Here is a 25,403-nt window from a genome sequence, read left to right on the forward strand (position 1 = left end):
ATCACCCCATCGCTTTCAGCTCCAAGACCATATCCCTGATTTGGGCGGCGAGTTCGAAATCGAGGAGTTCTGCGGCGGCCTGCATTTCTTTTTCCAGTTTTTTGATGGCGGCTGTCCGTTCGGTCTTATTCATAGCCGAGTAGTCCAAGGTCTCTTCTGCCACCTCACCCTTAGCAGACTTGGTGATGGCGATGAGGTCGCGGATTTCTTTTTTGATGGTTTGTGGGACAATGCCGTGCTTCTCGTTATATGCCATCTGGAGTTGACGACGTCGGGCGGTTTCATCCATGGCTCGTTGCATGGACTCGGTCACCTTATCCGCGTACATGATGACATGACCTTCAGCGTTCCGTGCCGCCCGTCCGATGGTCTGGATGAGGCCTCGCTCATTGCGCAGGAAGCCTTCCTTATCCGCATCGAGGATAGCGACCAGAGACACCTCTGGCACATCAATCCCCTCACGCAGCAGGTTAATTCCAATCAGCACATCAAAGACACCCAGTCGCAGGTCACGGATAATCTCCGTCCGCTCCAAGGTCTTGATGTCGCTGTGCATGTACTTGACCTTGACGCCCATTTCCTTGAGGTAGTCGGTCAGGTCTTCTGCCATTTTCTTGGTCAGTGTGGTGACAAAGACCCGCTCCCCTTTTTCTGCTCTGCTATTGATTTCACCCAGCAAATCATCCATCTGCCCCATGGTCGGACGCACCTCCACCTCGGGATCCAGCAGCCCTGTCGGTCGGATAATCTGCTCGACCACGGTCTCGGTCTGCTCCATCTCATAGTCACCAGGGGTCGCCGACACATAGACAATCTGATGGACGTGGCTCTCAAATTCCTCACGGCGAAGCGGTCGGTTGTCCAAAGCCGATGGCAGGCGGAAGCCATAGTCGACCAGCATCTGCTTGCGGCTGCGGTCGCCGTTGTACATGCCCTTGATCTGCCCCATGGTCATGTGGCTCTCATCGATCATAATGAGGAAATCCTCTGGGAAAAAGTCCAGAAGTGTATAAGGCGGCTCGCCCTCTTGTCGCCCATCCATGTGGCGAGAGTAGTTCTCCACGCCATTGGTATAGCCCATCTCCCGCAACATCTCGATGTCGTAGTCTGTTCGCTGCTTGAGCCGCTGGGCTTCGAGGAGCTTACCCTCTTGTTCAAAATGGCGGAGCTGCTCTTCAAGCTCGGCTTGGATTTGGGCAATGGCCTGCTCCATGTGGTCTTCATTGGTCACGAAGTGGGTGGCTGGGAAGATAGCCAAGTGGTCAACTTCACCTAACACCCGCCCTGTCAGGCTTTCGATTTCACGGATACGGTCGATCTCATCACCGAAAAACTCGACCCGAAAGGCATGCTCGTCTCGGCTGGCTGGAAAGACTTCCACCACATCGCCCCGCACACGGAACCGCCCCCGCTGAAAGTCGATATCGTTGCGCTCAAACTGAATATCCACCAGCGCATTGAGCAAGTCATCACGAGACAACTCCTGACCAGGACGCAGGCTAACCACGCTGTCCGAGTATTCCTTGGGGGACCCCAAACCATAGATGCAGGACACCGAGGCCACCACAATGACATCATTGCGTTCCAGCAGAGCTGAGGTCGCCGAGTGACGGAGTTTGTCGATTTCATCATTGACCGAGCTATCTTTTTCGATGTAGGTATCGCTGGACGGCACATAAGCCTCAGGCTGGTAGTAATCATAGTAGGACACGAAATACTCCACAGCATTATCAGGGAAAAATTCCTTGAACTCGCCGTAGAGCTGACCAGCCAAAGTTTTGTTGTGGGCGATGACCAGGGTCGGTTTGTTGACACGGGCGATGACCTGACTCATGGTGTAGGTCTTCCCCGTACCCGTCGCCCCCATGAGAATCTGGGCCTTCTCGCCCCCCTCAATATTGTCCACCAACTGCTCAATAGCCTGCGGCTGGTCACCTGAGGGACTATACTTTGATACGAGCTTAAATTGATAATCAGATTTACGGTCAATCATTATGCTTTTCCTTTTTCTTCTTTTATTCTATTTTACCACATCAAAAACTATTTGACTGACTTGAAATCAAATCTGTCGAGACTCTAATTTTTATAATGTAAAAAAACCTAACATCAATTAAAGTTGTTTATTGACTGGCAGAAAAAATCTTGTTATAATAGCCCTATATATAACCAAGGAGGCTAACTTTGAAGCGATTTTTAATTTTTATGATGTCACTTTTTCTGACATTCCTTGTGGTTTTATCTGATGGACTAGTTGCTGCAGATGACACTAGCCCAAAACCGATTAAATCAAATTACCACATCGTCAGCGATTCATCATTTGCACCTTTTGAGTATCAGAATGACAGTGGCAACTATGTCGGTATTGACATGGAGCTGATTCAGGCTATCGCTGATCAACAGGGCTTCAAGATTAGCATCAGCAACCCAGGTTTCGATGCCGCCCTCAATACAGTTCAAGCCGGTCAGGCTGATGCCGTCATCGCTGGCATGTCCATCACCGATGCCCGGCGAGAAATTTTTGATTTCTCCGACCCTTACTACACCTCAAACATTTTGCTGGCGGTAAAAAATGGAAGCAATATCGCTGCTTACGAGGACTTGACTGGTAAAATTGTCGGCGCCAAAAATGGCACCTCGTCCTACAAGTTTTTAGAAGAAAATCAAACAACATACGGCTATACCCTCAAGGCTTTTGATGAAGCCTCAGCCATGTATGACAGCCTAAACTCAGGTGCTTTAGATGCTCTAATGGACGATGAAGCGGTTCTCCGCTATGCTATTACCCAAGGCAGAAACTTTGCTACTCCAATCTCAGGCGAACCATCAGGTGAGTATGGTTTTGCGGTCAAAAAAGGCAGCAACCCCGAACTCATCACCATGTTCAACAATGGGCTAGCCGCCCTCAAAGCTAACGGAGACTACGACAAAATCATATCCAAATATTTGGGCGAAACCAGCACAACCGCATCAACTGTTGACGAGACCACCATCGCTGGATTGATTAGCAACAATTACAAGCAACTCCTATCTGGGCTTTGGACAACCTTGTCTCTGGCTTTGGTCTCTTTTGCCTTAGCGACTGTGGTCGGCATCATCGTCGGTATGATGTCCGTCAGTCCTATCAAGGCGCTACGCATCTTCTCAGCTATCTTCGTCGACGTCGTACGAGGCATTCCTCTCATGATTGTCGCCGCCTTTATCTTCTGGGGCATGCCTAATCTCCTTGAGAGCCTGACCGGTCAGCAGAGTCCCATTAACGACTTTGTGGCTGGTACTATTGCGCTAACGCTCAATGGCGGAGCTTATATTGCCGAAATCGTCCGCGGAGGCATTCAGGCCGTACCTGTTGGTCAGATGGAGGCTTCTCGCAGCCTAGGCATTTCCTACGGAACCACCATGCGGAAAATCATTATCCCACAGGCCGTCAAGCTCATGTTACCAAACTTTATCAACCAGTTTGTCATCTCACTCAAGGACACCACCATCATCTCAGCCATCGGAATGGTTGAACTCTTCCAGACAGGGAAGATCATCATCGCCAGAAACTACCAATCCTTCCGCATGTATGCTATACTAGCAGTGATGTATCTGGTCATCATCACCCTACTGACCAGACTAGCCAAGAAACTGGAAAGGAACTAAGCCATGACCACAACAAGAGAATTAAAAATTGATGTGCAAGATTTGCACAAAACCTATGGTGATAACGAGGTGCTAAAAGGCATCACGGCCCAATTCTACGAAGGTGATGTGGTCTGTATCATCGGTCCGTCAGGATCTGGCAAATCAACCTTCCTACGCACCCTCAACCTGCTTGAGACTATTACTAGCGGCAAGGTGATTGTGGACGGCTTTGACCTCTCCGACAAAGCCACTAATGTAGACAAGGCAAGGGAGAACATAGGCATGGTCTTTCAACACTTCAACCTTTTCCCTCACATGACCGTTATTGAAAACATCACCTTTGCCCCTGTCGAATTAGGCAAGCTGAGCCAGAACGAGGCTGATAAGGTCGGTCGCGACCTTTTGGAAAAAGTTGGATTGGCCGACAAGGCAGATGCCTACCCAGACAGCCTGTCAGGCGGTCAAAAGCAACGGGTCGCCATTGCACGTAGTCTGGCTATGAATCCAGACATCATGCTCTTTGACGAGCCAACCTCTGCTCTTGACCCTGAGATGGTTGGCGACGTGCTCAATGTTATGAAAGATTTGGCCGACCAAGGTATGACCATGCTGATTGTCACTCACGAGATGGGCTTTGCTAGAAAGGTGGCCAACCGTGTGATTTTTACAGACGGCGGTCAATTCCTCGAAGATGGCTCCCCAGAGCAACTCTTTGACAACCCACAACACCCACGTCTCAAAGATTTCTTAGATAAGGTCTTAAATGTGTAATGTAGATTCCCTTCACTGAGTTGAGGGGAATTTTTTGCAACTACCAATCAAAAATCAAGGCAAGCACCAATAGTGTCAACCATGTAAAAGTTGTTACAGCATGTTTTGTTTGTTTAACATGTTCTTTTCATCAATTCTTGTGAAAAATCAGAAAATATGGTAAAGTAGAAAGGTCATAAAAAGAAAAGGAGACACTTATGGTTTTACCAAATTTTGACCAGAACCTGAAAAAATACGCCCAGCTCTTGATTGCTAAAGGCGTTAACGTCCAAAAAGGGCATACCCTCATCATCTCAATTGCTGCTGAGCATGTTGCCTTCGCCCGCCTATTGACCGAAGAAGCTTACGCCAAGGGAGCTGCTGAAGTTATTGTAGACTTCGTTGATGACAAAATTTCTCGCCAACGTCTGCTCCATGCTGACATTGAGCGTTTGGAAAATGTACCAGACTACATCGTTGAACGCTCTCGCTATTTGCTCAGTAAAAAAGCTAGCCGCTTAGTTATCCTATCCTCTGACCCTAACGCTTACGGTGGGGTTAACCCAGACCGTATCCAAACCGCTCAGAAAGCTATGGCTATCGCCCTAGAAGAGCAGCGCAATGCCAGCCAAGCCAACAAAATCAGCTGGAACTTGGCTTCTGCTGCTAGCCCAGAATGGGCGGCTATGGTCTTCCCAGACCTAGCGAGCGAAGAAGAGCAGGTTGATGCTCTCTGGGATGCCTTCTTCAAGATGAACCGCATCTACGAGGATGACCCTGTTAAGGCTTGGGACGAGCACGAAGCCCGCTTGACAGAACGCGCTGCTTGGCTCAACGAGCAACAGTTTGACGCCCTCCACTACACTGCTCCTGGCACTGACCTTGTCCTTGGTATGCCAAAAGACCACAGCTGGCAAGCTGCAGGCTCTATCAATGCCCAAGGTGAAAAATTCATCGCCAACATGCCAACTGAAGAAGTCTTCTGTGCCCCTGACTACCGTCGAGCTGATGGCGTTGTGACCTCAACGAAACCGCTCAGCTACGCTGGTGTTGTCATCGAAGGCATGACCTTTACTTTTAAAGACGGTCAAATCGTTGACGTTAAGGCCGAAAAAGGTGAAGAAACCCTCAAACGCTTGGTTGAAGAAAACGACGGTGCGAGAGCTCTCGGTGAGGTCGCACTTGTTCCACACAAGACCCCAATTTCATTGTCAGGTCTGACCTTCTTCAACACCCTCTACGATGAGAATGCCTCAAACCACCTAGCCATCGGTCAAGCCTACGCCTTCTCTATCAAAGGTGGCACCGAAATGACCCCTGAACAACTCAAGGAAGCTGGACTCAACCGCTCAACCGCTCACGTGGATTTCATGATCGGTTCTGAACACATGGACATCGACGGCATCAAGGCCGACGGCACTCGTGTTCCAATCTTCCGTGGCGGAGAATGGGCCTAATCAATCATTAAAAAACTCACCCTCTAAGAGGAGTGAGTTTTTTAATGAGTTAACGTAAGCGTCGGTATAAACCAATGAGCGAATGGTAAATAGCCATGGAAACTTCCAAACCTAAATAGTAGCTCCCAAGACCAGTCATCTTGAAACTCAGCTGGTGCAGGGCTCTGCTATTTCCCAACAAGTAGCGATAGCTTTGTAAATAAGATTTAATATCCTGGTCCTGACGATAAGGGTAAGCATAAGGTAAGATGGAAATATAGGCAATCGTAGCGTAACGCTCCAGAGCCACTTGGCGCTCCTGAGATAAGCCTTGAGTTTGCAAGACCTGGTCAATGCTCCGCAAAATATCCAGGACATTTTTTGCTTTGACGGTGCTGGTAATGCTCCCCTCACGGTTTTGACGGTACATGTACTGGCTGTTTTGATAAATCACGCAGGTTTGAGCTATTTTAAGTAGGTTAGCACACCAAATAATATCTTCAGATAAAAAACCTAAAGGAAAGAATAGATTATCCGAAATTTCAAATAAATCTCGTTTAACACATTTATTCCAAGCTGGAGTAAACCAAATCCCTTTTTCAACTAATTCAACAGAATTATCTTCTAGATTAAAACTAGCACCATCACCAACTGAATAAGATAAACTTACTGTTTTATGACTATAGTAACTATAAGGAAAGATTAAAACATCCACATTATCCGATAAATGCTCAGCTATCCCTGACAAAAACTGATTATCTGTCCAAAAGTCATCTCCATCAACAAAAAGAATATAATCGCCTTTGGATTCTAAAATCCCTAAATTTCTAACGGATGATAGACCTCCATTCTCCTTATGAATTTGTCTAACAACGGGGTAGCGTTTGGCGAGGTCATCGCAGAGCGCAGCAGTACGACCATCTGTTGAACCATCATTAATGAGCAAGATTTCATAATCTTGGTCTTGATAAATTTGCTGAGCAACACTAGCTACGCATTCTTCAAGGTAGTCTGCTACATTATAAGCGGCAATAATAATGGAAAACTTCATGGAAACCTCCTAAGCGTAATAGCGCAAGGTTGTTGCTAAAAGCAATAGAACCAGGAAATAAATGCTAATGCTAATCACTTGGTGCTCCTTGAGAAAGCCTTGACAGCGAGCAAAAGCCTTGTTATTGCTCGCAAAAAAGAGGAGAATCAGAGGGTAAAGGCCAATAAAATAGCGCCCTTGGACCCCTAAAATATTGTAAGAGCCGACAGGTGTCCAAGATAGAAGTAAGGCAAAGGAAATACCTGAAGCAATGGCTGCAAAGACTAAGAAGAGGCCCAGTTTAACCCACTTGCTAACCGTCACCCGATTGGCATTGTTAAGAATAACACTAAATAGAAACACCAGCATCATGGAGGCCATTGGGCCAAGGCCATAGGTCAACCAGCCAAAGGTGTTCACTGAATCCGCGGTCAGAAGGTGACCACCGACATTGCGCATGATGGCAATCAGGTAAAGGTGAGGGGTCTGTAAGACTGCTCCAAGCTGCTTACCTGGGTCAACCTGGCGAAGAAATTCCTCTGTTTGGAAGGTTGGCGGCTTGATTTGACCAGATAATTTATACCACACAATTGCCACCAGAAGGACGGTCAACACGCTACTGAATTTTACCAACCAGACCTGAAACGTTGTCAGATTTTTAAACCGCTTGGTCGGTAAAAAGAAAGGAAGACCAATGAATAAAATATAGGGCAATTTTAAGGTAACCAGCATCAAGCAAAGCACGGTATACAGGGTTATGTCAGCAAGACCAACCGCTTTTTCTTTAGTCAGCATACTGAAGAACAGAGCTGTAACAATTAGTAAGACTCCCATGAAAACAGGGTCTTGACTAAAGGAGCCAGACAAAAAGATGTTCATTGGCAACAAGGCCGCAACAGCAACGAGTTCACCCAAAGAACCTGCCAACCGAACGGCAATAAAGACTAAAACCCCATAAGCCAACACAGTCATCAAACGACCCAGCAGGTAGGTTTTTAAAACGCCTAATCCTAGCCATTCACCAACAATCAAACCAGTTGCCTGAGGAAGATAGCCAAAATTATAATAGACATTGGTCATCAAGACCGATGGAAAACTAATCATTCCTTCCCCATGCTCATGGTTGTTTGGGTTCCCCAGATAAGGCTGACCTGACTGGTCAATCACTGCTTGCACATCCTCAGACACCAGAACCTTGTTCTGGTCATTATTGAGGTTTAACTGGCCTTCAGCCAATAAGCTACTGCGAGCATAGTGAGCATTTTCATCAGGTACATCCATGATAGGTGAGACAATAGCCGAAAAACCACCAAAAATCAGAATAACCAAAGCCGTCGCATAGTCCAAACGTTTTGGCAAATAAGTAATGACCAGAGCAGCAGTCAGGTAAAACACTGCCAATAAACTCAATGGCAAGTCAGGCTGATTAGCATAGAACAAAACACCCAGAAAAAAGACCAGGCTCAGACCAATCAGCAAGGGGTAGCGCTCCTTCAAGCGTATAAGTGTTTGTTGAAAAAACATCATGAAGTACTCCTTACTTTTTTAAAAATAATGGCATAGGTCACAGACAGCCCCACCAACCAAACTACCATGGTTAAAAGATAGGAAACAGCGGCTCCGAAAATCCCAGACCAACGAACCAGTGGTCCAGCGATAAGGAGAGAAACTAACCACGCTAAACCAAAAGACAGCACCAGGAACTTCTGGTAACGGAACACCGTCACCAAATTATCCAAAATCGTCGCAAAACTACTCAATACCCCACCAACCAACAAAATCATGAAGGTGGTTTTATAAGCTGATAAATCAGTCGAATAAACTGTACTTAGCACAGGAATTGCCAGCAAGTGACCCCCTAATAAGACAGTTGCCGACAACAGAGACAGGTAGAGAAAAATACGACGAATTAACTGACGAAAGTCTGACCAATTGCTCCTTGTAAAGTAAACCGCCAACTGGGTAATCATCGGCCGTAGAAGCATGGTCAGCAAATTCATGACAAAAATGGGCATGAACAAGATGTTAAAATCTCTCTGAGCACCTGCTACTATATAACCTTCCTCAAAGAGGCTATTAAGAGCATACTTGGGCTGGTTGTAGATATAAACCAGCAAGAAACCAATGATAAAGAGAGGAACACAGTGCTTTAATAGGGACAGCACCTGGCGATCACATATCGCCTGCCAGTCCCAAGTAACCATGTCTCTAGCAGGACGAAGATCCCACCAGATGATAGCTAGACACGACACTAACAAGAGCAGCCACATGGCTAAAATCAAGTTCTTCGTCAGGAAAAGACTCATATTAAAAACCAGCAACATCAGGCTGTTTCGGAAAAAGAGAGATTTTCCAGCCAAATCCATACGCTCTTGTTGCTGAAAGAGCCCTTGAAAAACATCTGACAAGGCATCTGTTATCCGATAAGCGGTCATCAAGAGTAGCATGACTAGCTCTAGGACGGAAAAACCTCCCCAGAGACCATAAATAGCTGCTACCAAAACGGTTAACAAGCATGTCCATAGTCTCGCAGCCAAGTAAATCGAAAAGGAAAATCGCTGATGAATATCCGTCGCTTGATAATTTCTGACTTGAAACAGGGCAAGCATAGACAGAAGATTACCGATAGCATAGATAAAACTATAACGGTCGCTAACAACCGCAGGCATGGTGCGTGATACTCCCAGAAATAATAGGAAGGCCACTAAACCAGTCGATAAACTCCCCGCCAAGTTCCATAAAAACACGGCCCGTGCACTTCTTTGTTGACTCATCGCTCCTTCTCTTCCTTAATCGCTATGTACTGAACCAAGGTCTTTAATCGAATGTCCAACAAGGCCGTCTTTTTTAGGAGATTGTACTGGTTGAGAATGAGCAAAAAGATAATCACCAAAAAGACAAAATTAGCAGGTGACTCAAAGCCCAAAAACCGCGACAAGACAATAATGGCATGAGGAAAAATGGCAAAAAAGAGAAGAATAGCTGAAAAGATAAACCAAAACAGGCTATCTTCAATCCGAATTTGAGATTTACGGATATTGTTCAACATGACCCAAACCGTCACAATTGCGACAACCAGTAACAGGGCTTGTAACGATACCAACATTAATTTTTCCTCCTGAACCCCTGAATAAATAAGATCGAAATGACCATGTGCACCATGTAGTTAATTGACCGTGACAGGGTCAAGTAAGATTGACCAGCCTGTCGCTCCTGCATGCTGACTTGAACCTCAACGACCTTTTTCCCTTGACGAATCAGATGGGAAATGGTGTCTGGCTCCGGTGTGTAATTGATGTTGGTAGCAAATTCCTTGATGAGTTGTTTATTGAACATTCGCATGCCTGACGTCGGGTCAGCAATTTTCTGCCCAGTGGTCAAGCTAATGATGTTACTAATCAAGGTATTTCCCAACATGCGCAAGGATTTGTGGCGCTCCTGCGTGGCAAAGCGAGACCCAATTGCGCAATCGTTACCTTCCTTGATGGCTGCAACCAAAGGGGCGATGTACTCTGGTAAATGCTGGCCATCCGCATCAAATTGCACAGCTTGGTCATAGCCATTTTGATAGGCATACTTGAACCCGGTTTGAACGGCACCTGACAAACCAAGATTGGTCGGCAGGTCAATGATGTTAAAGCCATTGGCATGGCAAATGGCTGACGTTTGGTCTTTAGACCCATCATTGATGACCACATAGTCAAATTGCGGGTAATCCTCACGCAATTGGTCAACAACAGCCTTAATTGACCCTTCCTCATTATAAGCTGGTATGATGACTAGAGTATCTGATTGTTTTTTGGACATCTACTTCTCCTTTTCTTAGTGGTTGGACGCCTGACTCTTCTCATAATGTGGAATCAGCAACTTAGCCACCCATTTTGGCCAAAATTGCTCGTACATAAACAGGTCTTCCTTAGTTCGGGTATTATCCTTAATTGTAGCAGTTGTTTCCGATTCTTCATGAATTCTGTGGTACATCAACTTATCTGGAATGTAGCTAAAACGTCCAGAATAAGTTGAACTAATGGTGTACCAGCCGTACCAATCCAAAGATGTTTTAAGAGTTTCGCTAAAGCTGAATCCCTGCAGGGCTCGTAAATTGTAACTAACCGCAGGGCAACAAATGGCATTACCGAAAGCCAAACTTCGATTGCGCCAAAAACGACTACTTGGAGCAAGGGCTAAGAAGCGCAACAAGCCCGTTTTAATCTTCAAATTAAGGTTTTCAGGACGGACCTTATCATCTTGCAACTCAGCGTAATCCGTATAAGTAATCAAGCTATCCGGATGCTTCTCAAAAGCGGACAGGGTCTTTTCCAAAAAATCAGGCAGGTACACATCGTCTTGATGGGCAATGGTGGCATAAGGTGTCTCAACAAAGGACAGGGCATTGTTCCAATCCTTACCGATACCGCCACCAGGCTTAGTTTTCAACGGAATTCCGTATCGCTGGCAAAGACCCTCAATCAAGTCATTAGGCGTAGAAGTGTAAAGGATAAGCTCCGAAGACCTCGTTTGTTGCTTGAGCGACTGAATACATTCTTCCAAATAAAGGCTCTCTCCATAAGCACAAATCACAAAAGTATGCTGATTGGACATGGCTAATTCTTCCCTTCAAAAAATTCTTGGTTTGACAATATATAGCCCTTACCTGCTGTTAAATCGTATTGAATGACACGAAGGTCTTCCAAAACCGCAAGGCCTTCGTCCGATAGGTCAGTTTTGTCTACACTGGCTTCTTGCAGGACACGTGTAAGCAAGGCCTGATAAGGGCTCACCTTAGCTTCTAAATGCTCCAACAATGCGGCAACAAAATCGCTGGAATTAATCAAGGGGTAATCTAAACGTTTAGTGTCATGGTTAATCCAAATGAAATAATCCGTCTGGTACTGGCTCTCTGGCTGACTCTCAAAGGTTGCTTGAGGGTAGAATCCAGGCAAATGATCGCCATAAAAGACCACTGTCACACGCTTATCAAGCTTACTCAACTGTTCTAAAAAGGCTTGGGTTTCACTATCCGTATGGCTCAACAAACGGACATAGCTCGCCAGACTACCATTAGCCGTCTCACTAAAACCTTCACCAAAAGCTGTCAAATCACTTGGTTCATCTAATAGCCAAGGCGAGTGATTTTGCATGGTAATCACTGAGAAAAACTGGCTAGAATCGGTCATCCGTTCTAAGATGTTTGCATAAACGGTTCGATCACTCACCAAGGCTCCCACAGCTACCGGTGCCGTCAAGGGATTATCTGTGTCCTTATGAGCCACAAATTCCGCAAATTCTAACTGCTCATAAACCTTATTCCGATTGTAGTTCTTTGGGCTATCAGGGTGGATGACAATACGTTGCTCTGGCGCATAAAATTGGCTGATGGCTGGAATATAGCTAAGACTAGGAACAATTTCCACATAGACAACCGAAACAGACGGTGAAAAGTTATAATAAGGCAGACCCGTCAGGCTCTGAAACTCCATATTAGCCGTTCCTCCACCATAACCATCCGATTGCATCAAACCACTCGTTGTTTGCGCCTTGATCTGATGAATATGAGGCAAGGGATTTGCACTAAGTTTCACCCCAGGAACACGTTCAGGATCTGAAAAACTCTCACTCAAGAGGAAAATTAGCGTTTCATCAGTCAAGTTATTTGGTCGAGACTGGTTAATTTCCTGAGCCAGCTTCTCATAGCGTGCGACAACTTCTGCAACTCTTTCACGACTGTACTGAGCTGGTTTCTCCATCTTCTCACTAGCCAACTGCTTAAACCAAACATAGGTCAAAGACTTGTACTGGGCATTGATGCCAAAGCCCAACCAATCTAGCGGATTGTCATTATTAAGACGAGACAAAATAGGGTAGCCCTCTGGCAAACGACCACTTGCTTCTTGACGAAAAATCTGTGTCAATGTGACAAAAAAGCTTGCAATCATTGCTAGATAGACCAAACGCTTCCCTCGATGATGCACTAAGCGTCCCTTCAAAACAAATAGACGCAATATTAAATAGACAGCAACGAACCCAAACAAGATAAACCATAGCTTAGAGGTCAGCTCTGGTTCAACAAAAGCTAAAACTGCATCTCCTTCTTTCAACCAAATTAAATCAGTGAACAGCAAGGGCTCCTGACGTAAATCAAACTTCATACGATTCGCCAAAGTCAAGAGTGTTCCTAAAATTACTAATAAGAGGGTAGAAAAGAGGTAGCGATTAATCAAAAGGTAAACAAACAGACAGGCGAAAAACAAACAAATCACCTGAAATAGCATGGCTCCTGAGAAGGCTGTTTCCCCCAATAATGCTGTCCCAAAGGTAATCGGTAACTGCAACTGATAGCTCGCAATCACCGCAAAAATCAAACTAGTCAGGATTGCCAAAGAAAGGTTTGAGCGGTTCTTCGACAACCCTCTTATAGCGTTCACCAATAGATGCGAGAGCACCAAACCTAAAAATAAGAAGGGATAAGTGATAATCACCACTTGCCATACTGTCTTGTTCTCCAAAACAAGACCAAAGTGAGACCACAGCTCCCTCTGTAAGGGGATATGTTCAAACAAACTAAGGGTCAGTAAATAGTAGAGAGTCAAGCGTTCTAGACCCGCCCAACGCTCCAAAAAGACTTGAGTTTTAGGCCAAAATCGTCTGGTCAATTCAGCAAAAAAAACTAAAATAACAAGAGTAATCAATCCTTTGAAAAATGCTGGTTGGTAAAAACCATCCTTACCGATCTTCCAAAACACAAATTGCTTATCATTGACATGACTACTTGCTATCAAAAGCCTAATCAACCAGCTGTAAAACCAATAACCAGTGGTATAGCCAAACACCAGCCAAATTACTTGAGACAGTTTCAACAAAGCCGTTAAAAACAAGAGTAAAAGACCTAGAAAACTGTATCGCACCCATTCTGGCCAAGCAAGAATAGTTAACTGGCTATACACAAAACTTGTCAAAAAAACATTAACAGCAAAAAAGACTAATAGCGACGGCCAAGGAGTAGCTAAAAAGACTACTTCGCACCTTGCCTTAAGAGCAGTAAGATTAAAAGTATTCATTATCATTATCTGCGCCTCAACAATCTTTTAACAAGGTATTTAGTAATAGATAAGTTGATAAAAATCGTATACTTTATTGCTCCCTTAATCCCCCCAAAGTAAGTAAAATCAACTGTTGCCAGAGGGTTAAACTTCGCTCCCTCTCTTGTGTTCAAGAGATTAACATCAACAAAAGGTGGCAAGCTAATTGGATTTTTTGAAATCAAAAAATCATAGTCATTTCCCCACGCAATATAGACAAGCATCCGCTCAATTGAGTGCAAGATTGTAGCTGAAGGTAACGGTTCTTCTGGGACATCATTATCCGTCAGCTCCAAATCAAATAGCGGCTTGAGAGCATCATACTTAAACCAGATATAGGTTCCATAGCTCATGACAAATGTCGAGAAAATAAGAAAATCCAACTCTTTTTTCATTCCCATCTGTTCCCATAATCGGTTCATATCTTCAGTTAAAATCCCCTCATAAAAAGGATCTAATTGTACGTAACGAAAATAAGTTGGAATGTCTGCAATCACAACCCCCAAATCTTCACGCCTTGAAAATTGACTAACAATCTGATCCGAGGGTTTAACCAGCATCTCAATTAACTCAGTCCGCCAAGACTCACCAGCCCAATATTCTGTCTCCTTAGATTTTTTAGTATGAAAATGTCCAATATAGTCATACTGAGACAACTCATCTTTCAACTTCAGCATCGGTAGAATATCGCGACCACGATTACCTGTAACCTTAATAGTCGCAGTCATCCCAAATCTAGTCAGAACCTCTTCAATGTCAATACGTTTACTCTCTTCATTGGTCGTGATAAATAGATCAAAAATAAATGAAAATGTTTTAAAAATCTCTAAAAAATCGCCGACCAAATCTGTATAAAAAGCATGTAAATGAATAGCAATCTTTTTTGAAGGTTCGATAACGACAGGAGAATCTGTCATATACTTATATCGCAACAAATAATTAGACGTCGGGTAAAAAACACGCGACATATGAGATACGATCAACTCTATAGGGTAATCACTAATAGTCGCAATTCGATCAATAACAAAGGAAGCTTGCTGTTGATTACCATCCAACGCTTTTACCTTAATGAAAGGAACGCGATGCTCAAGAATTTGTGCCAGGTTATAGTAAGAAAAATCGGGCAATGGCATGTGATGTGTCTCTGCTTTTGTGGTATCAAATACAGCCTGATATTGGAAACCAGCATCAACAAAATTATTAGTTACTGGAGATTCTAGATAGTCAATCACATCTTGAACAATATCATAAGACTTGACCTTGGTCCAAAATTCCTTAAAGACTGGTGATTGGACAACCTGTTGCTTAAAGCAGATGAAATAACTTTGCAAATGTTCCTTGAAGCGCTTGGTCTCACGATGATTGGTCATTCCCCAAAAATCAGTGGTTTGATCCGATTCATAACGTTCATAGTAAGTCGATATGTCCCAAAGGGGGCCAAAACAGGTGTCATTCATAATAGTGACAGAATCATAAGTGGTTAGTTCCTGCCAACCTAGATGCTCCATGCCATCGCGCCAAGCAACAAAGTCAAACCCTTCATTTTCACGTTGAACTATTTCACTAACTAACCCTTGGGTAAGCAAGTGGCAACCATGTTCACTTGACAGTTGACTGTTGGAAATAAAAATAACCTTTGAAAAAAGAGGACGCATTTTTTCCAACTGGAAAAGAACATGTGAGCTTAACTGATTGTATTTATTGTAGTGTACATAAAGAAGTAGGCGATTCATTAGCTTTTCTCCTCGGTTGAAACAGTATAAAAAGTACCTTGTCTAAGTAACATGCCATCGGCAGAGTCGACTTCAGATAGGTCATTTAGGTCCACTTGACGTTGTACAACAATAACTGGCGATTCCTCTTTTTCTGTATGGGCTAAAATATTAAAATTACTATCTTTAACAACAGCAATCAATCGCCATTTTGCCTTGTTGACATAAGGCAAACGACAGGTATAACGGAGGTGTTTCTTACCTTTACCTGTAGCTGGCAGATACAAGGAATTGTCATTATAGAGTGGAAAATGGTTATCGACATCAAAAAAAGTAAAAGCAAGATGAGTCTCGTCATCAATCAATTGCTCATAAGTAAATTCAAATGTTAACTCTTCGTCAGGTGTAACGACCGGTTTAGTCAATAACCTAGCTCGCAATTCCTTGATTACAGAAGTAGGCTTTTCCTCAACCTCTTCTTCAACTTGCTCCTCTTTGGGATGATGCACAAGATTATCCACACTATACTGATTAGCTACATCAAAAGGATCACCGTAGGCTTTGACCAAGCCATTTTCGACTAAGATCGCTCGGTTGCAGTATTTCTTGACCGCACCCATATCGTGGGTGACGAGAATGGTCGTCTTTCCACTATTCTTACGCTCCAAGAAATAATCGTTACACTTGCGCTGAAAGGCCTCATCTCCGACCGCAAGAACCTCATCAAGAATCAGAATATCACCTTGCGCCTTGATGGCCACAGAGAAGGCTAAGCGCACCTGCATACCGCTCGAATAGTTCTTGAGTTTCTGGTTCATAAAGTCCCGGAGCTCAGCAAAATCAACGATGTCATCATACATGGCGTCAATCTGTTCAGTCGTAAAACCCAACATGGCACCATTCATATAGACATTTTCCCGACCTGTCAGTTCAGGATTAAAACCGACGCCCAGCTCGATAAAGGAGACGAGCTTGCCATCAACCGTTACCGTGCCCTGCTCAGGCACGTAAATCTGAGAAATAATCTTGAGCAAGGTTGACTTTCCTGAGCCATTTCGTCCGACAATGCCAAAGAAATCGCCTTCTTTGACCTCAAAGTTGACGTCTCTGAGGACATGCTGCTCCTTGTAACCCTTGATGCCTTTGAAACGGTTGACCAGAGCTGTTCGTAGACTCCTGGTCTCCTCGGTCGGCAGTCTAAAAAATTTGCTGACGTGGTCTACTTTGACCACTGTTTTTCTATCTGTCATTACAAAATCTCCGCAAAACGCTTGGCTTCTTTTTTGAAAATAGCAGAGCCTATCACTAGAACAAGGACTGGCAAGAGATAAGACACCAAACCTAACCATGACCCATCATAGAGTTGCCAGCCACGAAAAGATCCACTGTAAACAATAAAATGCCTAATGTCCTGAATAATCTGAGCCATAGGATTAAGCATCATGACTTTTGCCATGAGTGGTGTCCACGGATTCTCACGCTGTAAAAAGAAATTGAGCGAGTAAATCACTGGTGTAGCATACATGCCCGCCTGCATGATGACTTCCCAAACCGGACCAATATCTCGGTACTTGACAAAGAGACTAGACAACATCAAGGCTAATCCCAAGGCTAGAACAAACAACTCAAGAAAGAGCGGCACCAAGACCAGAACAGACCAGCTAAGTGTAACTCCATTGAGTAGGGTAAAGACCAAAACGACAAGCAAGTTGATGCTGTAGTTAATAGCTGCCCCGACCACTGCTGATAAGACGATAATTTCTTTAGGAAAATTGAGCTTGCGCAACAAATCCCCTCGCGACACAATAGACATCATGCCCATATTGGTCGCTTCCGCAAAGAAATTCCACGTCACCATGCCAAACAAGACGCCAATAGCATTATGTGGTGTCCCATCATCCATCCGTAAAAAGCGGATAAAGACCACATACATGATAGAAAAAAGCATCATCGGCTTCAAAATTGACCACAAATGCCCAATCACGCTCCCTTGATAACGGAGCTTAAAGTCTGTTTTAACCATCTCCCGCAAGAGGATACGGTTTTCTTTGCTAAATAGATTCATCTCTTTTCTCACTTAAATAACCAAACTTGGTTAAGATTAGGGTCGTAAAGACCAGGGTATGAAACCAGCGGTTCTTGGCAAAACCATAACGCCGCAAGGTCGCCCAGCGTTGCCTCAAGGGCTGGTTCATCAGTCCGATATAGGCGTCAACTATTGCTTTTTTGTCTTGGGGCAATGGCAGAGCGAGGAGTTTAGTTGCTTGTGCTTGACTGCTTTTGATGAGCCACCAGTATTTGGCCACTAAAACCTGTGGTCTTAGCCAATTTTTCATGCGCTTGCGCCAGGTTCTCGCCCCAAGGACATTACTATCGTGCTGACGATAGAGCTGAGTAGCTTGGTCAACATAGACCAGCTTGCCCATGCTGCTGGCTACTAGAGCTAGATACCAGTCATGCATGAGCAGGTCGTCAGCTGTTTGCCAAAGCTCCGCCAAAGCATGGTTAATCATCATCGTGCCACCAGTCACCGTGTTCTCCGTCAACTCCTGCTGGAGTTCGGTGTTCGCATGATGAGACTGAGTGGCAATCATGCTCTTATGAAGAACCGTTAATTCCTGATTGACAACCTTGAGGTCTGTGTAGACCAGGAGCGGTTTAGTCATGTCTTCTTGTTTCACCTGTGACAGGGTCACGGCTAGCTTATCAGGCAACCAAACATCGTCCTGGTCGCTGAAAAAATAAACATCTGCAGGCTCATGCTTCACCAAACTGTAGAAGCTTTTAATAACACCAAGATTACGCTCTTCATCTGGATTGACCCAGCGGATGCGGCTGTCCTTAGCAACAAATGCTGCTATCACGGTTCTCGTATCGTCGCTTGAACCATCATCTCGGATAAGGAGCTGCCAGTCAGCATAAGTCTGCGCTTGAATGCTTTCGATTTGCTGGGCTAAAAAACGTGCCCCGTTGTAGGTTGATAAGAGAATATTAACCTTCATTTAAAAACAAGTCCTCATACTCTCCAACAATTTTTTCCCAAGTATACTGGTCACGGATAATGCCCTTAGCCATCTGTCCCAGAACTGTAAAATCAGTCTGCTCATCCACGTCGTCAATCAGACTAGCTAGGTTGCCATCTTGCTTGATCCAGTAATAGCTACTCTGGCCTGCCACCGTGCGGTTGAAGGACACATCTAAAACCAAGTTTAGATCAGTTTGTGCTAAGGCTTCTAGCAGACTAGGATTGGTTCCTCCGACCTCATGACCATGGATATAGGCAAAGGCCTGCTGGCGGATATAAGCCACAAGAGGCTTGTCATAAACTGTCCCGACAAACTTGATCCGAGAATCACGGTCAAATCCTGTCGCCTGCTTCAATCGTTCAAAATAAGCATTGCCCTCTTGGTTACAAATAATGACCAAATCTCTCTGGGTACGACTTTCCATAAACTCGCGAATAATGGTTTCGTAGTTATTTTCAGGGACAAAACGCCCCAAAATCAGGTAGTAATGTTTTTCTCTCAAGTTATGCTGGTCAAAGTAAGCCCGCACCTGCGCATCTCTCGGCGTCAGAGGAGTTGGTTCCACTGTCGTGCCATAGGCGATGCAAGTCGTCTTAGCTTTGGGATAGGCTTGCTTAATGTAATCTTCTATACCGATATTGTCAGCGATAACTAGGTCAGCCGTCTGGCACATGAACCGCTCAGCTAGTTTCAGGTAGGCACGAACAGGACGTGACCACTTGGTACGTCGCCATTCCAGACCGTCAGGGTTGATGTAAAATACTCCCCCTACTGCCCAAATCTGACGAGCTAAGAGAGGCATGATGCCACCTATGGTATTACCCAAAAGGTAAAAAATCGGGCGCTCCCAGCCTTTTGTTTTGACTAGTTTTAGGGCGTATCGGACCGCCATCAAGTCATAAGCCATGACACGCGCCGCTCCTAGTCGAGGCGGGTTGATGGTAAAACAATCTGCCCCTCGGTAGGAGAAATGGGTGCCATGATCGCTATCAGACAGGCAGGCCACATGATAGGTTACGTCTTTTGATTGCTGGTGAGTGACCAATTCCTCAACAAAGGTCTCAAAGCCACCATACTTAGCCGGCAATCCTCTGCTGCCGATGATAAACACATGACGCATATGCTTCTCCTTTCTTTGTTGATTAAGCAGAATATCACTTTATTATACCATAACATCAAGCCATGGAACAAGTTAAAAAGTTATCACGATAAAAACTGAACGAACAGATGAAAGTCACTGTCTTTTTCGGTCATAACCTCCTAAAATATGGTACAATAGGGTTATTATATCTATGGAGGAAAATGTGCCAAAACGAATCAATCGCGTCAGGAGAAGACGACAAGTTACTCTCAACATCACCTTACTAAGCCTGTTGCTTGTCAGCTCACTTACCCTTTATAATGTCGTTCGTCAAATAGAGAACGGGCAAACCCCCAGTGTCAAAACCCTCTGGCAAATCAAGTTACAAGACCCAAAACCTACTTTTGCAGTTGGGCAACAGGTTATTCTCCTTAAATCAGCCAGCAAAAACACCGACGGCACGCCCTTAGATACCCTGAAAAATAACATAGCGCAGGTCGTTTCCAGTAAAAAAGTAACGATTGATGGGAATAACCTGATTGTCTATGATTTGAGCTATAACCAAAGCAAGATGATGAGCGGGGTCGCCGAAACTCAATTACGTGCCATCGATACCGCCTATCGTCTCGGTGAAACAGTGACTATTGCCAATCATCCAGAAGACGGCGAACAGGAAGACGGACAAGTCAACGGTATCCAACTCAAAGAGATTGATGGCAAGGTGCAATACCGCTATGAGGCCACTTTCCCAAACCTCGGTCAGCTAACTGACCTTGCTGAAGAAGATTTCGTTTGGGTGACCACCTTAGGGTTTCGTGAGGATAATACAGCCACTGAAAACAACAAGATTCTACAGGAGGCTTTGAATGCTGCCCAAACAAAATCAAGCTCACGTTTGCTTTTTCCTCCTGGTCGCTTCGCCATTGGAAGCCAAACCCCTGAGACAGATTATATTACGTTGACCTCAAATGTAGAGCTCCGTGGTCAGGACACAACCTTAGTTGTTGACGGCTCAGCACGCTGGTTCGGGCTGACAACAGGCCCTGAAGCAACCGATGGGCTCTCACATTTTACCATGCAGGGGCTAACAGTCGAAGCCAAAGATTTAACACAGGGCAATCAGTTTATCCTCATGGCGAATCACGGCTACGATTGGCAGGTTTTTAATAACCGCTTCACCATGGTACAGCAACTATCCAGCCATATTTTTGATCTCGGCGGGGTACAACAGGCTGTCTTTTCAAATAACGTGTTTGAAGGCTATGCGCCCGAACTAACAACTGTCACAGAAATTGGCAACCGTAGCATCCATAATTTTATCGCAGAGGCTATCCAGCTAGACGCATCATCAAACAATGGCGAATGGGATGGTGGGATGCTAAAAGCCATCGACCCAAATTATCCGGTCAACAACCCTAACCAACTGGTGAGTAACCACATTACAATCCAAAACAATCACTTCCTGCCCTATATCGGTTCAGACGGTCAGATTATTGCCTACGGAGGGAGCGTCGGTCAACATTCGTCAGAGGTTGGTCAGGTAACCATTACAGATAATACCTTCACCTCAACCTTATCCCGACGGTTCATCACAAGTGTCCCCGAGGGCAATCGTTGGGTCTTTGAGCCCATCCATCTCCAGTCCAATGCTGATAATCTCATCTACGCCAATGCTTTTAACTAATCAGACCAAGAAGATAAACCAACCACAGATGAACAATCATAATCGTAGCAGAAAATTGTCTGCGACGATTTTTTGTGCTAAAGTAGATTTATTAGTAAAGTAAGGAGACGTTCTCATGGTAAAAGAATATGATTACATTGTGATTGGAGCAGGCAGTGGTGGTATCGCTTCTGCCAATCGTGCTGCAATGCACGGTGCCAAGGTTGTCCTATTTGAAGCAAAAGACATTGGTGGTACCTGTGTTAATCTAGGCTGTGTCCCTAAAAAAGTCATGTGGTATGGTGCTCAGGTAGCTGAAGCCATCAACCACTACGCTGCTGATTACGGTTTCGATGTGACGACCAACAACTTTGATTTTGGGACGCTAAAAGCCAACCGTCAGGCTTACATTGACCGTATCCATGCGTCTTATGGTCGTGGCTTTGATAACAACGGTGTTGAGTTAGTTCAGGCCTATGCTAAATTTATTGACGCCCATACGGTTGAAGCCAATGGTGAGCGCTACACTGCTCCTCATATCCTAATTGCAACTGGTGGTCATGCGATCGTTCCTGATCTACCAGGAGCAGAGTATGGCATCACCTCTGATGGCTTCTTTGAGCTAGATGCCGTGCCTAAACGTGTCGCAGTGGTTGGCGCAGGCTACATCGCCGTTGAAGTGGCTGGTGTCCTCCACGCCTTGGGGGCAGAGACCCACCTCTTCGTCCGCCAGCACGCGCCATTGCGGAACTTTGATAGCTTTATCATCGACGGTCTAGTCGAGGAGATGGCTAAAAACGGCCCAAGCCTCCATACTTTTTCTGTGCCTAAAGAGGTGGTCAAAAACGCCGACGGTAGCCTGACACTTCTTTTGGAAAATGGGCAGAGCTACACTGTCGATACCCTCATCTGGGCTATCGGTCGCAAACCAAACATCTCAGGATTCAATCTGGAGGCCACTGGCGTAGCCCTCAACGATCGTGGTTATATTGCGACTAACGAGTTTGAGGAGACCAACATTGACGGCATCTACGCCCTAGGCGACGTCAATGGTAAAATCGAGCTGACACCAGTTGCCGTGGCTGCAGGTCGTCGCTTGTCTGAGCGCCTATTTAACGGTCAAACAGGATTGAAGCTAGATTACACCAACGTTGCCACTGTCGTCTTTAGCCACCCAGCTATCGGCACTGTCGGCTTAACTGAGGAGGAAGCTAGGAACACCTACGGAGAAGACCAAATTAAGGTCTATACCTCAACCTTCACCTCCATGTATACTGCTGTCACCAGCCATCGACAAGCCTGCAAGATGAAGCTGGTTGTGGCAGGTGACAAGGAGAAAGTTGTCGGTCTTCACGGTATCGGCTATGGGGTCGATGAGATGATTCAAGGCTTCGCCGTGGCGATTAAGATGGGAGCAACCAAGGCAGACTTTGACAATACTGTTGCTATCCACCCAACTGGTGCAGAAGAATTTGTCACCATGCGTTAAATATCTCAAGAACGATCAACAAAAAATGAACCTAAGGTGACTTAGGTTCATTTTTATCATCGCTTTATAATGTTATCCCCAGAGCAATGCGTGCGTAGCGGCTCATGCGCTGAGGTGACCAGGCGGGGTACCAGACCAGTTTGACCTCGGAAGAGGTCACCTCTGGTATGGTTTTCAACACATCATACATCTGGTCCGTAATCAAATCAGCTAAAGGACAACCCATGGTCGTCAAGCTGATGTCAATTTCCGCTCGGCCATTTTGCTCAAAGCGAATCTCATAAACCAGTCCTAAATTGACAATATCAATGCCTAATTCAGGGTCGATCACCTCTTCTAAAGCCTGTAAAATGCGGGTTTTAATGTCTTCAATCTCTTGGTCCGTGTAAGCCATTTCCTCTTCCTCTTCTAAATGTGTCTTAACCATTTCCTCAGCTAACAAAGGCTTCCCCATTGTTAGTATTTTTTGTTTGCCACTCAATGTAAAGCCCTGAGCGTTGTAAAAATCAACAGCTCGGCGATTGTCAGCCAAAACCCAAAGAAAAATTTTTGAACAGTTTGACAAGTGCTTTATCCCTACCTCTAGCAATAAGGTGCCTATCCCCTGTTTCTGGTGTGAAGCTAGAACGCCAATCGCTGAAATCTCTCCCTCGTCAGCCGAAACTTGACGACAAGTCATAAAACCGATAGGCTCCTGATTCAGCCAGGCCAAAAAAGTAGCTTCAGTGTCTAATCTATCCTTCGTGCGCTCCATGAGCTGGGGCAAACTAAGGGAGTTTAAGTAGTTATCACCAACCAAACCTTGATAGGTCTCTTGAAAAATTGCTAATTGGATAGCAGCTTTCTGAGGAATATCAGACACAGACATAGGGCGTATGCTTATCATGATATCTTCTCCTAAAAAACAGGTACAAAAAGAATAAATTAAGGTCTTAGGCTGTCTTCGATTCGCTCAGCAGTACAAGGGTTTTCTGACATGAATCGCACTTTCTAATGCTAAGGGTTCCCTAGCCAACATTTTTCGGGGGTAATCCGGATAATGTTGTGACAGGCGATAACGCCACACTTTCGTCAGACGAAATTGAACGCTAAAACGTTACAATTTCTACCTTCGGTTCGCTACCAACTTTCTAAGCTCATCGCTCAGAAAGTCCTCTGGAATAATGACAGCGTTCTACACCATGACTATCATCAGCTAAACAGGCTTACCTCAAATAACATGATGCAGTAGTTGGCTGGACTTTCTACGCCCTACAGGCTATGAAAACCCTCAACGAATGAAGAAAACAATGTTTCCTTCATTTCCAACCTCAAACAGTCACTTCCCTGACTGTTTGAGCCTTGCGGAGGTAAGGCGACGACATCGAGCCCTTGGGCTACCGATGTCTGTTTCACTCTCACTCATCAATGAAGTCTTTAAGTTGCTTGCTACGGGACGGATGGCGGAGTTTGCGTAGCGCTTTTGCCTCGATTTGACGAATGCGCTCACGGGTCACGTTAAAGACCCTACCTACATCTTCGAGCGTGCGCATCTTGCCATCGTCCAGCCCAAAGCGTAAACGCAGCACGTTTTCCTCGCGGTCAGTCAGGGTATCTAGGACTTCGTCCAATTGCTCGCGCAGCACCACGCGCGTGGTGTAGTCAACAGGGTTCTCAATCACTTCATCTTCGATGAAATCGCCCAGATGGCTGTCATCTTCTTCGCCGATTGGAGTTTCAAGAGACACAGGTTCTTGAGCAATTTTCAAAATCTCACGCACCTTATCAGGAGTCATATCCATCCGCTCTGCGATCTGCTCAGGTGTCGGTTCCGTTCCTAGTTCTTGCAAGAGATTGCGTTGTTCCCTGACCAGCTTGTTGATGGTTTCAACCATGTGAACAGGAATCCGAATTGTTCTGGCCTGATCGGCAATGGCACGGGTAATGGCCTGACGAATCCACCAAGTGGCATAGGTTGAAAATTTGAAGCCTTTAGCATAGTCAAACTTATCAACAGCCTTCATGAGCCCCATATTGCCCTCTTGAATCAAGTCAAGAAACTGCATACCGCGACCAACATAACGCTTGGCGATGGACACCACCAAACGCAAGTTGGCTTCTGCCAAACGTTGCTTGGCTTCGACATTGCCTTCCGCAACCAGAAGAGCCAGTTCTTTTTCTTCCTCGTTAGACAAGAGCGGCACGACACCGATTTCCTTGAGGTACATGCGGACAGGGTCATTAACCTTGGCAGAATTACTGCCGAGCAATTCTTCGTCACTCAATTCTTCAGGTTTAATTTCTTCAATTTGGTAGGTGGTTGACGGATTGCCTTCCTTATCCGTGATCGCAAGACCACCGTCAGTCAGCCGTGTCAAGAGGTCATCAATCTGATCCGCATCCAAGCTAAAGGGAATCACGAGCTGCTCAGTGACCACATCGTCTACAGCTGTCCCAGCTGCCTTATGTTTACGAATAAATTCTGCAACTTGAACGTTAAAGGTTGAAATATCTTGTTGTTTTGTCATACAAAC

At 45.1% G+C, this 25,403-nt stretch carries 19 protein-coding genes and 2 pseudogenes; 5 read left to right on the forward strand and 16 right to left on the reverse strand.

Annotation, left to right across the window (positions count from 1 at the left end):
- Window position 1 precedes the first annotated feature (1 nt).
- On the reverse strand, window positions 2–1,993 hold the full coding sequence (uvrB, locus tag A3GW_RS0100780; protein WP_018367410.1) for an excinuclease ABC subunit UvrB: 1,992 nt from the start codon (window positions 1,991–1,993) through the stop codon (window positions 2–4).
- Between the two features lie 281 nt (window positions 1,994–2,274).
- Here uvrB and A3GW_RS10570 point away from each other — a divergent pair.
- The 3 genes and pseudogenes from A3GW_RS10570 to A3GW_RS0100795 all read left to right on the forward strand — a co-directional run.
- A pseudogene (locus A3GW_RS10570) lies at window positions 2,275–3,642 on the forward strand (amino acid ABC transporter substrate-binding protein/permease); the annotation flags it as partial.
- 3 nt (window positions 3,643–3,645) lie between these two features.
- Window positions 3,646–4,395: an amino acid ABC transporter ATP-binding protein gene (locus tag A3GW_RS0100790; RefSeq protein ID WP_018367412.1), complete on the forward strand. Its 750-nt coding sequence runs from the start codon at window positions 3,646–3,648 to the stop codon at window positions 4,393–4,395.
- A 197-nt stretch (window positions 4,396–4,592) separates the two neighbouring features.
- Window positions 4,593–5,831, forward strand: a complete 1,239-nt coding sequence (locus tag A3GW_RS0100795; RefSeq protein WP_018367413.1) for an aminopeptidase — start codon at window positions 4,593–4,595, stop codon at window positions 5,829–5,831.
- A gap of 49 nt (window positions 5,832–5,880) precedes the next feature.
- Here the strand turns inward: A3GW_RS0100795 and A3GW_RS0100800 are convergent, their stop codons facing one another.
- The 12 genes from A3GW_RS0100800 to cps2T all read right to left on the reverse strand — a co-directional run bounded on the left by A3GW_RS0100800 (window position 5,881) and on the right by cps2T (window position 19,777).
- On the reverse strand, window positions 5,881–6,861 hold the full coding sequence (locus A3GW_RS0100800) for a glycosyltransferase (protein ID WP_018367414.1): 981 nt from the start codon (window positions 6,859–6,861) through the stop codon (window positions 5,881–5,883).
- Between the two features lie 9 nt (window positions 6,862–6,870).
- Window positions 6,871–8,367, reverse strand: coding sequence for a DUF2142 domain-containing protein (locus tag A3GW_RS0100805; protein WP_018367415.1), 1,497 nt, complete (start codon window positions 8,365–8,367; stop codon window positions 6,871–6,873).
- On the reverse strand, window positions 8,364–9,614 hold the full coding sequence (locus A3GW_RS0100810) for a lipopolysaccharide biosynthesis protein (RefSeq protein ID WP_018367416.1): 1,251 nt from the start codon (window positions 9,612–9,614) through the stop codon (window positions 8,364–8,366). Before A3GW_RS0100810 ends, A3GW_RS0100805 begins: the two co-directional genes overlap by 4 nt.
- A complete protein-coding gene (locus tag A3GW_RS0100815; protein ID WP_018367417.1) occupies window positions 9,611–9,946 on the reverse strand; it encodes a DUF2304 domain-containing protein in 336 nt (111 codons plus the stop codon). Before A3GW_RS0100815 ends, A3GW_RS0100810 begins: the two co-directional genes overlap by 4 nt.
- Entirely contained in the window at window positions 9,946–10,647 is a 702-nt protein-coding gene (locus A3GW_RS0100820) for a glycosyltransferase family 2 protein (protein WP_018367418.1), read from the reverse strand. The genes A3GW_RS0100815 and A3GW_RS0100820 overlap by 1 nt, the downstream gene beginning before the upstream one ends.
- A 15-nt stretch (window positions 10,648–10,662) precedes the next feature.
- Window positions 10,663–11,442: a glycosyltransferase gene (locus A3GW_RS0100825; RefSeq protein WP_018367419.1), complete on the reverse strand. Its 780-nt coding sequence runs from the start codon at window positions 11,440–11,442 to the stop codon at window positions 10,663–10,665.
- A 2-nt stretch (window positions 11,443–11,444) separates the two neighbouring features.
- On the reverse strand, window positions 11,445–13,796 hold the full coding sequence (locus A3GW_RS10575; RefSeq protein ID WP_169333166.1) for an LTA synthase family protein: 2,352 nt from the start codon (window positions 13,794–13,796) through the stop codon (window positions 11,445–11,447).
- A gap of 107 nt (window positions 13,797–13,903) precedes the next feature.
- A complete protein-coding gene (locus A3GW_RS0100835) occupies window positions 13,904–15,652 on the reverse strand; it encodes a rhamnan synthesis F family protein (protein WP_018367421.1) in 1,749 nt (582 codons plus the stop codon).
- On the reverse strand, window positions 15,652–16,881 hold the full coding sequence (locus A3GW_RS0100840) for an ABC transporter ATP-binding protein (RefSeq protein WP_018367422.1): 1,230 nt from the start codon (window positions 16,879–16,881) through the stop codon (window positions 15,652–15,654). Before A3GW_RS0100840 ends, A3GW_RS0100835 begins: the two co-directional genes overlap by 1 nt.
- Window positions 16,881–17,696, reverse strand: coding sequence for an ABC transporter permease (locus A3GW_RS0100845; protein ID WP_018367423.1), 816 nt, complete (start codon window positions 17,694–17,696; stop codon window positions 16,881–16,883). The genes A3GW_RS0100840 and A3GW_RS0100845 overlap by 1 nt, the downstream gene beginning before the upstream one ends.
- The gene (locus A3GW_RS0100850) at window positions 17,683–18,633 is read right to left on the reverse strand and encodes a glycosyltransferase family 2 protein (RefSeq protein ID WP_018367424.1); all 951 of its coding nucleotides are present in this window, start codon (window positions 18,631–18,633) and stop codon (window positions 17,683–17,685) included. Before A3GW_RS0100850 ends, A3GW_RS0100845 begins: the two co-directional genes overlap by 14 nt.
- Window positions 18,623–19,777, reverse strand: a complete 1,155-nt coding sequence (gene cps2T, locus A3GW_RS0100855) for a beta 1-4 rhamnosyltransferase Cps2T (RefSeq protein WP_018367425.1) — start codon at window positions 19,775–19,777, stop codon at window positions 18,623–18,625. The genes A3GW_RS0100850 and cps2T overlap by 11 nt, the downstream gene beginning before the upstream one ends.
- A 184-nt stretch (window positions 19,778–19,961) precedes the next feature.
- On the opposite strand from cps2T, the gene A3GW_RS10580 reads away from it, so the two are divergent.
- Window positions 19,962–21,422 carry a hypothetical protein gene (locus tag A3GW_RS10580; protein WP_018367426.1) on the forward strand — a complete coding sequence of 487 codons (1,461 nt, stop codon included), beginning with the start codon at window positions 19,962–19,964 and terminating at the stop codon, window positions 21,420–21,422.
- 115 nt (window positions 21,423–21,537) lie between these two features.
- Window positions 21,538–22,890, forward strand: coding sequence for a glutathione-disulfide reductase (gorA, locus tag A3GW_RS0100865; RefSeq protein WP_018367427.1), 1,353 nt, complete (start codon window positions 21,538–21,540; stop codon window positions 22,888–22,890).
- 64 nt (window positions 22,891–22,954) lie between these two features.
- Here the strand turns inward: gorA and A3GW_RS11990 are convergent, their stop codons facing one another.
- From A3GW_RS11990 to rpoD, 3 genes and pseudogenes are all read right to left on the reverse strand, one after another.
- Entirely contained in the window at window positions 22,955–23,284 is a 330-nt protein-coding gene (locus tag A3GW_RS11990) for a metal-sulfur cluster assembly factor (RefSeq protein ID WP_026216526.1), read from the reverse strand.
- A gap of 84 nt (window positions 23,285–23,368) precedes the next feature.
- Window positions 23,369–23,776 (reverse strand): annotated as a pseudogene (locus A3GW_RS11995) (GNAT family N-acetyltransferase); the annotation flags it as partial.
- Between the two features lie 511 nt (window positions 23,777–24,287).
- Window positions 24,288–25,397, reverse strand: a complete 1,110-nt coding sequence (gene rpoD, locus A3GW_RS0100875; RefSeq protein ID WP_018367429.1) for an RNA polymerase sigma factor RpoD — start codon at window positions 25,395–25,397, stop codon at window positions 24,288–24,290.
- Window positions 25,398–25,403: the final 6 nt, after the last annotated feature.

The organism is Streptococcus entericus DSM 14446 (genome assembly GCF_000380025.1).
Classification (GTDB): Bacteria; Bacillota; Bacilli; order Lactobacillales; family Streptococcaceae; genus Streptococcus; species Streptococcus entericus.